The sequence below is a fragment of the Anaplasmataceae bacterium AB001_6 genome, assembly GCA_020002265.1.
GTDB lineage: Bacteria > Pseudomonadota > Alphaproteobacteria > Rickettsiales > Anaplasmataceae > AB001-6.
Genome location: CP048228.1, coordinates 121,435 through 133,780 on the forward strand (window position 1 = coordinate 121,435; position 12,346 = coordinate 133,780).

A 12,346-nucleotide genomic window follows, 5' to 3' on the forward strand; every position below is an offset into this window, starting at 1 on the left:
AAAGTATGAATAATTTTATGAAGTTAGCGATAGATATTGCAAAAAAAGCTATAGTGGCAAATGAAATTCCGGTGGGAGCTGTTATTGTTAAAGATGGAGAGATTATTAGTACAGCAAATAATGAATCTGAAAAAAATAATAATGCAATATTGCACGCTGAATTATTAGCAATTCAAAGAGCGTGTGATTATTTAAATATTAAGTATCTTTATGGGATGGATATATATGTCACTCTCGAACCATGTGCAATGTGTTCTCATGCCATTTCTTTGGTGAGAATGCGTAATATCTATTTTGCAGTTGAGAATCCTAAGTCTGGAGGGTTATATAATGGAGCCAAGGTGTTGAACCATTCTTTGTGGAAGCCAGATGTCTATGAGGGCTTATGTGAAAATGAAGCAAAGGAAATCATAACAAATTTCTTCAATGAAAAAAGATATAGAAAATAAGATGCTATATTTTGTGTTAATTCTTAACCTTATTATTTTTAGAGCCAAATACTACATTATTTTCTTCAAAGGACATTTCTAAAAATAAAGACCTTTTCCCTGATAAACATTCTTCTATATCTGTTCCAAATAATTCTTTGCGCCATCCATTATATATTGGAATTCTTTTTTCTTTAGCTACAATTGCCAGATATAATATGTGATTCCTATCTATTGCAACGTTGAATGAAATATCGTTTCTTATACAAATTATTTTTACATAAGATTTAACAAAATTAATTATTTGTGATTCTTCATTGCTATGAGCTTTATCGATGAGATATGGATAACATTCCATTATTGACTTTAATTTGTTTTTGTTGATCTTACTCTTCTTTATTATTTGCGATAGATAGTTATTGTGATCTACCATCGATTTAGACATAAACATCATATTAATATCACTCATAACTGCGGTGTCAGGCTCAAAATTTAATTTTGATGCCTCTTCTCTTCTGATTTTTGATAGATCTGCATATACCGCATGATATAAACAATTTTCAACATGGTTACTTCCAGAGAAATTAAGCAATAGATCCATATCTTCATAAAGCCAAGAAAGCCTATTTTTCTGATTGAGAGAAAGTTGTACTATTCTAAACAATTTATTGAGATATTTTACATCGGTTACTGCATATTCAATTTGATTATCGGTTAGTGGCCTGATGGTCCAGTTGCTTCTCTTTTCTACTTTATCTATTTTAATCTGAAAATACTTTTCCACCATTCCAGCATAACTTACTGGATGTATGTTATAAGAGCTAAGCATAAATGCTCTTTGAACATCAACGACAGGGGATGGTATTATTTTTATGATGTTCGATAATGCCATCAAATCTTGCTGATAGTCAAAAAATAATTTGAGTATATTTTTAGAGCTTAATATTTCAGAAAGAGGGTCATAGCACTGCAAATTACTACTCATACAATCTATAAGAATAAGATTGTCAAGAAACTCTATTTGTATCGTTGATATTTTTGGGATAAAAACTCTTTTATTGCGTATGAATTCTGTATCTAACGCAATATAATTCGTGCCAGATTTTTTTATTTTATCACATTGATCCAGTAATTCTGCATCATTTCTTACTATTATGATGGACAAATCTTCTATATGTTAAAAAATAAAACGATAATTATAACCCGAAAATAAGATTTTTCTAATTTTTTAGTGTGTTGATTTGTTATTTTATAATATTCACTTGCTAGGTGAATGACAATGTTTTCTCATTTTTGTATATTTATACACACACATGATACCCATTAGTGTCAGGTTGACATCTGCTATTGGTTCTGTTGGGAGATTTAATTCTTCTGTTAAGTTATAGTGCCCTCCCGTTATAATAATTTTAAAATCTTTTTTCTGTTCTTGAAAAATTTTAGATATCAATTCTTCAATCATTGCAATATATCCATACTTTATGCCATTAGAAATTGCATTAGATGTGTCAGTGCCAATTAAGCTAGTCGATGAAAAATCAATCTTCCGTTCATTTACCGATATAGATTTTAATATCACCTCTCCTGGTTCAGGTTCTCTAGATGATATTACTTCTTCATTATCTTCAGATATATATGATTCCACTTCTGTATTCTCGCTCAAAGAATTTCTAAAAAGATTAGGCCCTGGTAATATCATCCCTCCCAAGAATATGTTATCTGTATTGATAATATCTATTGTAGTTGCAGTACCCATATCAATGATTATGATATCTTCGTTGGGATATAAAAAGTTGGCAGCCTTTATATTGGCTACTCTATCTGCTCCAAGCTGTTTTGAGTAGTTACTTTTTATCCCAGCCATACATGAAGAAATAAATGTTGGTTTAATCCCAACTAAATTAAATATTTCCTTTTCAAAAGAAATGTTTAAATATGGTACAACACTGGATATGAAAATATCTTCAATCATACCTTTTTTCCCCAGATTTATTAATTGTTCGCTAATATGTGGTCTAAAAGAATTTGTTTCTTTTTTGAATGCCGAATCTTTAATATAATATCCAAAATCATTTAGTGCAGGTATATTAGTGGGCAATCCAATAGCTCTCCAAGGGAGATCCGCTGCGATGAAATCCATTATCTCTTCTATAGTTGCATCTTTATGCGGAGGAACTATTTTTTTATTTCTTATAAGAAATCCTATTGTTTCAGCTATTATACTTATAGCCGCAGAATCACTCCCAAGTATCCCAATTGGCTCCTTCGTGACATAAAGCTCTGGCATTCCTTGGCCACGTCCATAGAACGTCTTTTCATTTTCAAAGAAAGCACATTTGGTGTTGCTGTTTCCTATATCAATTGCTGCTAAAAACTTCTTTTTTTGCATTCACAACCTACTATTTCCTTAATATTTTTTACTCCTTCTGCTTGCAGCATTTGTGCTAATTCTTTTTTTATATCTTCTACAACTTTGAATCCGTGATATATAATCGCCGAATACAATTGAATAATTGTTGCCCCCTTCTTTATACGGTTTAATACGTCTTGTGCATTTGTTATTCCTCCACAGCTAATTATCGGGATATTCCCATGCGTTGCGTTATAGAAATCTTCTGTCAATTTTAGATTCAAATCATTTAATGGAGCACCACTTAACCCCCCTTGTTCGTTCCGATAGATGCTTTTTAGATTTTCACGATTTGTAACCGTGGTGTTAGAAACAATCAGTGCATCTATTCCTTTTGCCAAAGACACAGATGCTATATTGTTTATTTCTTTCTCATCTATATCAGGGGATACCTTAAGAACGACTTTCGTTTTGGATTGTAATTCATTTTTTTTATTTAATACAGCTTCCAGCAAAGATGAGAGAGTTTCATTTTTTTGCATGTCTCGCAAACCCACTGTGTTAGGCGAAGATATATTAAGCACTACATAATTACACAGAGAATGTACTACGGTAAATAGATCTACGTAATCAGCAATACTATCTGCACTGTCACGATTTTTTCCTATGTTTATACCCAAGGGAATGTTTATCTTATTCTTCTTGATATTTTCAAGCAGGTTATTTATACCTTTGTTATTAAAACCCATCCGATTGATAATTGCATAATCTTCTTTTAATCTAAATAGTCTTGGTTTTTTGTTTCCTTCCTGTGGGAATTTTGTTGCTGTCCCTACCTCTAAGAAGCCAAAACCTAACCTTTTTAAAGAAGATAAACATTCAGCATTTTTATCAAAACCAGCGGCTAATCCAATTGGATTCTTGAATGTTTGATCCAGACATTCGGTGCTCAGTATTTTATTTTCATAAGGATTTTTTATAGACACAAAACCCGAGGCCAAAAACTTAGTTGCAATATTATGAGAAATTTCAGGGTTGATGTTAAGCAATATCAATTTATGGAATAATTCAGAAAGCACAAAATAAACGCAAAGGATTAAACAAGGCTGTAGAGAATATTGTGATGTATAGTCAGCAAAAAACTGATACCTTTCTACTCTCTTCTGTTAAGATTATCCATCATTATTGTTAACCCTGCAATCTTTTTATTTTGCACATTAATTGATTTCATAACATTAGCCATTTTTATAACATTTTGTTTGTATTTTTCGTATTTTTCATCTTCTAATTTTTCTTGTTTATTTCGAGAAGATTGATGATCTTCTCTGATTTTTTTCATTTCTCTTTCAGCATTGAATTTGTTATTGAAGGTTTTAAGTAGTGGCGGGATTGCCTTGCGCACATCTTTTAGTTCTGGATTTGTTTCTACATAATACTTTAATTCTTCTGTTGTGTATTCTATTTTATTCTCAATGACTCTTATAGGAAAATCAGGTATGGAAAGCCTTTTTTCTAATGCGCGAATCTGCGCTTGAGATATTGTTCGCATTGTACTATTTTTTCCAAGATATGCCGATTCTGTAAAAGTCTTTTCCATATAATCATATTCATTTTGCTCTTTTAAAAAGACAAAAAGATCTGAAAATTTTTTTAGCATTTCATTCAACATATTATATTTTTCTTCTAAATTATCACTAATTCTAAGAATAACAGTTGGTTTTAAAGGGTTAGGAGCATAATCTTCTTTAACTGTAATTTTGATGCTACCTTCTTCCTGTGTTATTTCTAGTTTATTTTCACTACTTAAAGGTATTTTTATATTTTCATATTTTACGTAACCTTCTTGAGAATCAGTGTATATTATTTCTGTATCTTCTTTTAATATTCCATCTAGATTTTGTAACCTGAAATCTTGATCCAATCTGGAACTCTTAGTTAAGATCAACACATTGCCAGCTAATCTAGCTGCAATGCCTTTGTGTGTATTTGCTATTTTTTTCAATAAAGATTGTGCATCGTCTTTGGTATCCATAATAAAACTAACAGATAGTTCCTGTTGTGCATTCTTTATCTGATCCTTGATATCTTTTTCTTCAGTAAAAGATAGATATGCCTTTTCTTTATTTTGATTGTTGGTTAATTCTATATGCTTTAAATCTTCTACTTTATCTAATGTATCACTTTTGAATTCCAAGCCGTTGATTGTAATATGTAGCTGATTTGATTGTTGATCGTGCCACACTTCTTCTATTGCTAATTCCTGATCTTTAATTGTATCTGATAGTAGCGCTAGATTCCCTCCATCAAAGGTGCTTTCATACTTGGTAGCAATTTGGATATCTTGTATATTTTTATCTAATGAATTTTTAATATCTTGTAATTTTGTTTCAGCCTCTGGGGAAGATAATGTAATTCTAAAGGATTTAATAGGGCTTTTTGTAGTTTCTGCTTTAAATATTAGATTATGTATTGTGGGATTTTTTGCGTTTATTGGATCACTTTTAAAACTGTATCCATTGACTTTCAATACTATGTTTGCTGTTTTACAGTCTTGTGACACTATTGTATGATATTCATTTTCTACACTTGGAGTGCCTTCCCTTTCTATATTATGATTTATTTTTATATCTGATATTTGTAATTCACTATTGGGAGAAGTTATTATTGGTTTTGTATCTCTCATTACGGTAGATATGGTTATTTTCCCAGGATTTGTTGCTATTTTATTCTTATCAATTTGTAATATTGCTCTTGGGATAACTGTCTTTTTTACTTCACTAAATGTTATCAATTGAGGTTGAATTTTTCCTTCGATAGCTGCTTCAATTGCAGATATGTTTTTTGTATCTGCAATTACTTCAATTTTGCTATCTGATTCTTTCATTAAGACATTACTTAATTGTTTTGATAGTGCAGATTCTAAAGTTAGAAACTCTGTGATTGCATTTATTGTTTGACTCTGTTCTTCCATCTTATCAGACAGATCTTCTATATCATCTGTGAATTTTTGATTATCTGTTTTTATGATCTGTTCAAATTTTCCCGGACCACGTAATTTGTTACCATCTATTTCAAAATCCCTGACATTAAGCATTTTGTTAAGATCATTGATTAAATTTATCATGATGTATCTTGGAAATAATATTCAGTTTGTTAGCATTCTATATAGCAAATAGTTTTAAAAAGAATATTACTCAAACAGTAAATTGTATATCTCTGTGATTATTTCATCATCTGTGTAAATTAAATGCATCACTGCAGTTAATATGGCTGTTTCCATATTTTCTGCTTCCATAGTTACAGATTGAATGATGCTATTCTTAGTTTTTTCCTTTCCTCCGTAAAGATAAATTATCTGTTCTGCAATATTTTTGCATTTTTGATCATCATGTTCTTCATCTATATCTATTTCTTCTATTTTCATTAATTCTATCATTATGGGCATGTGGCTTAGGTCATGATCCATTATTTCTATACTTCTCAAATATATATGATCTAAATCCAGACAATATAAACATTGACTAACAATAGGTATTTTTTGTCCAATACCCTGTTTCTCAGCTATAACTTTTTCAACTCTGAGGGATATGAATAATAGTGATATAACAAATATTCTTTTTAGCACTTTGTGTAATCAAAAATTAATCTTATGCAATTCTAGATTGTATAAAGTTAATTTTTAGTAGATTATCTGATATGCATTGTCCTTTTTGAAATGAAATTTTCAGCGAATAGTAATACTATAATATCTCTTTTAATTTTTGAAATTCTTTTGAAATTTTAGTGAATTCTTCTCTGTAGTCCTTTTGATAACCCGCTTTTAAGATATCAGACCTGAATTTTTTCATTAGTTCTATGAATTTATGACTTACATCACCTTCAGGTCTTATAGAGGCTATCACAGTATCTATCACCATCACTATTTTATTTGAATAGCTAATGACCGATTTTTGACTCTCTGCATCCAGTATTTTATTTGATAAATCTATTATTGCTTCAAAGACTTTTTGTAAGACGCGATTTTTACTGTTTAATTTGCTATTTTGCAAATATTTGTTGATTTTTTCTTGATTTTTCATTTATGCGCATTTTAAATCCCTAGCAATAATTGTAACTCTTTTTACATAATAATAGGTTAATATTTCTTATCTTTTCAGTTTACGTATAATATGCTGTTTTTGCTATCTTTTCTATACATGAATAAAATTCATTAAATTTTCTAACATATATTAATATCTGTTGAAATCTACAGTATCATCTATTGATGATAGATGTTTCAATTTTTTCTTATGTCAAAAAATCTATTCATATTTGATGCTTATAATTTTCTTTTCCGTGCCTACTATGCTTTGCCTAATTTGTGCACAGGAGATGAAATAAATGTTGGAGCAATCCACGGATTTTTGAATATGCTAACCAAATATCTTGCTGATAATCCAGATTATGTAATTATAGCAAGTGATTCTGGTAGTAAAACATTTCGCTCTGATATATATGAACTATATAAGATGAACAGAGGAGAAGTGGCAGAAGATTTAGTTCCGCAATTTGATATTCTTGTTGAATCTATGATGGCTTTTGATATTAATTTTGTAAGGGTTATGGGTTATGAAGCTGATGATATCATTGCTTCTTATGTTGATAAAATGCAAGATTTTGATATTGAGATTAAAATCTTTTCTTCTGATAAAGACCTATTACAGTTAATGCAATATGCAAATGTTACAGTCTATGATCCTGTTAAAGATCAAGTTATCACAGAAGATTATGTACTGAATAAATTTGGCGTAAAATCAGATAAATTACTTGATGTTATGAGTTTAATTGGTGATCAATCTGATAATATTCCTGGTGTTAAAGGAATTGGAGTTAAGACCGCTGCTAAATTAATCAATGAATATGGAACATTGGATAATTTATTAACTAATACTGAAGGAATAACAAATCCGCGATTTCGCAACATGATAATGCAAAACAAGGAATCTGCTATTCTCTCACGGGAATTAATAACATTACACAAGGAACTTGATTTGAATATCTCAATTGATGATATGAAATATCTGAAACCAGATTTCAAAAAAGTATCTCATTTCCTTAGAAGATATGAATTGAACAGTATAATGACAAAGATGAAAAATAATGGATTTTTTGATTATATTGATTCAACAGATTCTATTTTACATAAAGAGACGTTACAAAATATCAAAGATTTTTCCATCAGGAGCGGTAAAATCACAATTGTCGAATCTGAAGGAGAGATAGTGGTGTGTACTTTGTCTGGGAGCGTTTTTTACCTTAACTCAGATAGTGAAATTGATGAATTCCTTGCGCCAATTTTAGCAGATCGTAGTGTACTCAAAATTTTTATTGATGCAAAAACTTTTCTAAAAAGATTCCATATTGTATCTTTTGTTGATCTACAAATAATGGCTTTTTGTTGCGATTCCATTGTACGTAATTTACAAAGAATTATATCGGATTTTTGCGATAACACTGTTCCAGATGATAAAGATAAACTATCGTTTTTGCTATTTAAAATATTTGATAATATAAAAAATATTCTGCAAAAAAATCAGACTTTACACATCTATCATAAAATAGATGGTGCATTAATTGAGTTGGTTACCTTAATGGAAATCAAGGGAATAAAACTTGATGTTAATAAAATAAAAGAATTATCAGATGAACTTACTAGTAAGATAAGTGTAGTTGAAAAGGATATTTTTAAAACAGTTGGCCGAGAATTTTTAATAGGTTCTGTTAAGCAATTAGGGGAAGCTCTGTTTGTAGATTTAAACCTTCCTAAATCTAAGAAATTAAAGTCTGGTGTTTATAGTACAGATGCTGATACTTTGGAAAAATTAGCGCATGAGGGATATGAGATAGCTGGTCTTGTACTAAAATGGCGTCATTTTTCTAAGTTAAGAAATACCTATACAGACAGCTTAGTGAAGCATGTTTCACCAACGACAGGAAGAATTCATGCTAATTTTAATATTAATGGCGCTGCCACAGGACGTATGAGCTCTAATAATCCTAATATGCAGAATATTCCTGTTGGAGATAGAGTCAGAGAGGCTTTTATAGCAGAATCAGGGAAAATATTTTTGACTGCTGATTATTCTCAGATAGAATTGCGATTGTTAGCATATATAGCAGATATTAAGGAACTAAAAGCCGCTTTAGAGCAAGGCATCGATATACATAAAGTTACCGCAAGTAGCGTTTTTGGTATTCCCATTGATGAGGTTACAAAAGAATACAGAAATAAAGCAAAAGCTATAAATTTCGGTATAATATACGGCATTACTCCTTTTGGCTTAGCAAAGAATGTAGGTATTACACAGGCAGAAGCAGTTCAATATATTGATAATTATTTTGCTACTTATCCTGGCATTAAGAGATATATGAATAACGCTCGTATTGGTATTAAGATGCGAGATTATGCTCAGACTTATTATGGAAGAAGATGTAATTTTAGCTATTCTTTAGGAGATAAAGGTTATATTGCTAATAATATTAGCGGTCTTATTGAGCGTTTTGCAATTAATGCACCAATACAGGGTACGGCAGCAGATATTATAAAGAAAGCCATGATTGAGGTTGCACATCATGATTTATTACGGAATTCTTTAGTTTTACAAGTTCATGATGAACTTGTCTTTGAATTTGCAAATGATAATTTGTTAGATAAAGCCAAATTAATAAAGGATATTATGAAAAATGCTAGTGAATTCCCCTTAGAGATTGATTGTAAAATGGGAAATAATTTGGGTAAATTAGAGGAATTTGCGTTGGAATAGACATTATATGTCATTATGCATTATAATGTTCCTTTTTAATACAGTTTTTACACTTAGATGAAATCTAGCGTTGCAGTAGAATCGATTTTGGAACATTATTCTTCGGATAATCCAGCTTTGATAGGGAATTTACGAAGAATATTAATGCAGGGAAAGTTAGGTGGAACTGGGAAGATGGTTATTCTTCCTGTTGACCAAGGTTTTGAGCATGGGCCAGATCGTAGTTTTATGATTAATGAACCTGCATATGATCCTGAATATCATATAAAATTTGCCTTAGAGGCCGGTTTTAACGCTTATGCAGCACCTCTGGGGATGCTAGAGGCAGTGGCTCGCAAATATTCTGGGATGATTCCTATGATATTGAAAATCAATAATGCTTCTAAACTTTTTCCTGAGGATTTGGAACCTGTACAAGTTGTAACTTCTACTGTTAATGATGCTCTACGATTAGGTTGTTCTGCGATAGGTTTAACATTATACCCGGGTTCTGCAGAATATCTGACAATGATTGATGAAGTGCGTACTCTTATTAATGCTGCAAAAAACAGCGGATTAGCTGTTGTGATTTGGTCATATCCACGGGGTGGAGAGCTAGAAAAAAGAGATGAAAATGCCTTGGATATTATAAGCTATGGTGTGCATATGGCGTGCCTTTTAGGCGCTACTATTGTTAAAGCTAAACCTCCTGCTAACTACGTTAAAGACGATATATTATTAGATTATGGAGATATATCTTCTCTTTCAAGTAGAGTTAGAATAGTTAAAAGATCTGCATTTAATGGAAAGAGATTGGTAGTTTTTTCTGGTGGTGCAAGTAAATCTGAGAAAGAATTATTGTCTGAGATTGAACAGATAATCGAAGGTGGTGCAGATGGATCAATTGTTGGGCGAAATATGTTTCAACGGGACATTGCGGATGCTAATGCTGTAATAAATAAAATATTTGATAAATATTCTGTAGAAAATTACTAGAGTGTTTACGATGTTCAATATATTTTAAACAATAATCTGTTAATTATTATCTAGTCGCTGTTGTTTGATTTATTATGTCTTTGTTAAGCAATATTTTTATATTGCTTTTATTGTTTATAGCTGGTTACTTTTTTGTACTTGTTAAATCAATATTAGCTCCTTTTGTTGTTTCTTTGATATTTGCGTATCTTTTGTATCCTCTTATATTAAAATTACGTAGATATAAAGTTGGCAGGCACACTAGTGTTTTTGTTGTTACCCTTGCTTTTTTTTCCATTTTTATCTTGGCAGTTGTTCTTGTTGTTCCTCACTTATATCGTGAATTATTGAATTTCATAGATTACATACCAAAGTTAGTTGATTCTTTGGCACATATGCTGCATGACACCCTAGATATTGATTTATTTGAGTATTCTGATATTCAAACTTTCAAAGACAGCAAAATATATGAGAGTCTATTCAAGAATTTCAAAGTTTTTTTAAAAGGTGTAATAAATTCTGGAAAGGTCTTTATAAATATTGGTACTTTTATCTGTTTGATTCCCATTATTACTTTTTATCTTTTAAAAGATTGGGATATTCTTGTTGAAAGAGTAAAAAATGCCATTCCCAAAAGATATTATGATTCTGTCTTACTGCAGTTCTCAGAAATAGATCACATAATATTTAGATATATGACAGGTCAAATGCAGATATCATTCTTCTTGGGATGTTTTTATACTGTTGGACTGGCGTTAATGACAGTTCCTTATTTTGCGTTAATTGGTGTTCTAACAGGTATTTTATCTATTATTCCCTATGTAGGCACTTTATTTGCTTTTGTAGTTACTAATTTTGTTGTCTTTAGTTCTGGATATGGTATGTGGTCTATTGTGATGACAAATGCTATACTCATATCTGGACAGATGCTTGAAACAACTGTCATATCTCCTAAAATTTTAGGAAAGAGTGTGGATATGAATCCTGTTTGGATAATATTCGCTATTTTTGCAGGTGGTGCGGTATTAGGGTTTTTAGGAGTTTGTATTGCTGTTCCTGTTGCAGCGATACTAAAAGTTGTCATTAAACACCAGTACCGGAAATATCTGGGGAGTGCTTTTTACAATGATAAAGCAGCTAAGCTTAATAGAAAATGATATACAAAAAAGTTATAAGATAGAAGATTATATAATCTCCAAGAGCAATCGTCTGTCTCATCAGAGGTTGATATCATCTCCTTGGGATTCACATTGTGCGATACTTTTTGGTGTCAAAGGAAGCGGTAAGAGTCACTTAGCAAATTTATGGAAAGAAAAAGAACAAGCACAATTCATATCTAACGCAGAATACGATAGATTAATGACTTATTCTTGTGTTATTGAAGACTTTGATAAAGATATAAATGAAATTAATCTGTTTCATTGTTTTAACATCGCAAAAGAGTATGGCAATAAGCTTTTACTTACTAGTTCTGTGCATGTTAATCAGTTGAAATTGTTTTTACCTGATCTTAAAACCAGGTTTTTTATTGCAATGCATGTGGAACTTTTTCCACCGGATGATGATTTGTTAAAGGTGATGTTGTTTAAAGCTTTTCATGAGCGCAATATACGTGTTGACACAGATATCATAAAATATGTATTGGATAGAATAGATAGAACAGCAGAGGCTGTCTTTCGTTTGGTTGATATAGTATGTGACATATCTGATAGAACAGGTCATAAAGTTAATATGCGCTTGATACGTTCAATAATAAATGATTATGTCGTTTAGGATCCTGAAGAATCTGCAGCTTTTTATTTTCTTACTTT

11 protein-coding genes are annotated in these 12,346 nt (G+C 30.9%); 5 read left to right on the plus strand and 6 right to left on the minus strand.

The window, feature by feature from the left end:
* Window positions 1-5: 5 nt before the first annotated feature.
* A complete protein-coding gene (locus GUI12_00635; protein UAT42669.1) occupies window positions 6-449 on the plus strand; it encodes a nucleoside deaminase in 444 nt (147 codons plus the stop codon).
* Between the two features lie 16 nt (window positions 450-465).
* Here the strand turns inward: GUI12_00635 and GUI12_00640 are convergent, their stop codons facing one another.
* From GUI12_00640 to GUI12_00665, 6 genes are all read right to left on the minus strand, one after another.
* The gene (locus GUI12_00640; GenBank protein ID UAT42670.1) at window positions 466-1,593 is read right to left on the minus strand and encodes a ribonuclease D; all 1,128 of its coding nucleotides are present in this window, start codon (window positions 1,591-1,593) and stop codon (window positions 466-468) included.
* Window positions 1,594-1,686: 93 nt separating this feature from the next.
* Window positions 1,687-2,817, minus strand: coding sequence for a type III pantothenate kinase (locus tag GUI12_00645; GenBank protein ID UAT42671.1), 1,131 nt, complete (start codon window positions 2,815-2,817; stop codon window positions 1,687-1,689).
* The gene (locus GUI12_00650) at window positions 2,796-3,875 is read right to left on the minus strand and encodes a quinone-dependent dihydroorotate dehydrogenase (protein ID UAT43429.1); all 1,080 of its coding nucleotides are present in this window, start codon (window positions 3,873-3,875) and stop codon (window positions 2,796-2,798) included. The genes GUI12_00645 and GUI12_00650 overlap by 22 nt, the downstream gene beginning before the upstream one ends.
* Window positions 3,876-3,931: 56 nt before the next feature.
* Window positions 3,932-5,902, minus strand: a complete 1,971-nt coding sequence (locus GUI12_00655) for a hypothetical protein (protein ID UAT42672.1) — start codon at window positions 5,900-5,902, stop codon at window positions 3,932-3,934.
* Between the two features lie 66 nt (window positions 5,903-5,968).
* Window positions 5,969-6,403 carry a hypothetical protein gene (locus GUI12_00660; protein UAT42673.1) on the minus strand — a complete coding sequence of 145 codons (435 nt, stop codon included), beginning with the start codon at window positions 6,401-6,403 and terminating at the stop codon, window positions 5,969-5,971.
* A gap of 115 nt (window positions 6,404-6,518) precedes the next feature.
* Window positions 6,519-6,857, minus strand: coding sequence for a hypothetical protein (locus tag GUI12_00665; protein UAT42674.1), 339 nt, complete (start codon window positions 6,855-6,857; stop codon window positions 6,519-6,521).
* Window positions 6,858-7,067: 210 nt separating this feature from the next.
* Here GUI12_00665 and polA point away from each other — a divergent pair, with 210 nt between their 5' ends.
* The 4 genes from polA (at window position 7,068) to GUI12_00685 (ending at window position 12,308) form a co-directional block, all read left to right on the plus strand.
* Window positions 7,068-9,581, plus strand: coding sequence for a DNA polymerase I (gene polA / locus GUI12_00670; GenBank protein ID UAT42675.1), 2,514 nt, complete (start codon window positions 7,068-7,070; stop codon window positions 9,579-9,581).
* 57 nt (window positions 9,582-9,638) lie between these two features.
* Complete coding sequence (locus GUI12_00675) at window positions 9,639-10,556, plus strand: class I fructose-bisphosphate aldolase (protein ID UAT42676.1); 918 nt, start codon at window positions 9,639-9,641, stop codon at window positions 10,554-10,556.
* Window positions 10,557-10,630: 74 nt separating this feature from the next.
* Window positions 10,631-11,692, plus strand: a complete 1,062-nt coding sequence (locus tag GUI12_00680) for an AI-2E family transporter (GenBank protein UAT42677.1) — start codon at window positions 10,631-10,633, stop codon at window positions 11,690-11,692.
* A complete protein-coding gene (locus tag GUI12_00685) occupies window positions 11,661-12,308 on the plus strand; it encodes a hypothetical protein (GenBank protein ID UAT42678.1) in 648 nt (215 codons plus the stop codon). Before GUI12_00680 ends, GUI12_00685 begins: the two co-directional genes overlap by 32 nt.
* Window positions 12,309-12,346: the final 38 nt, after the last annotated feature.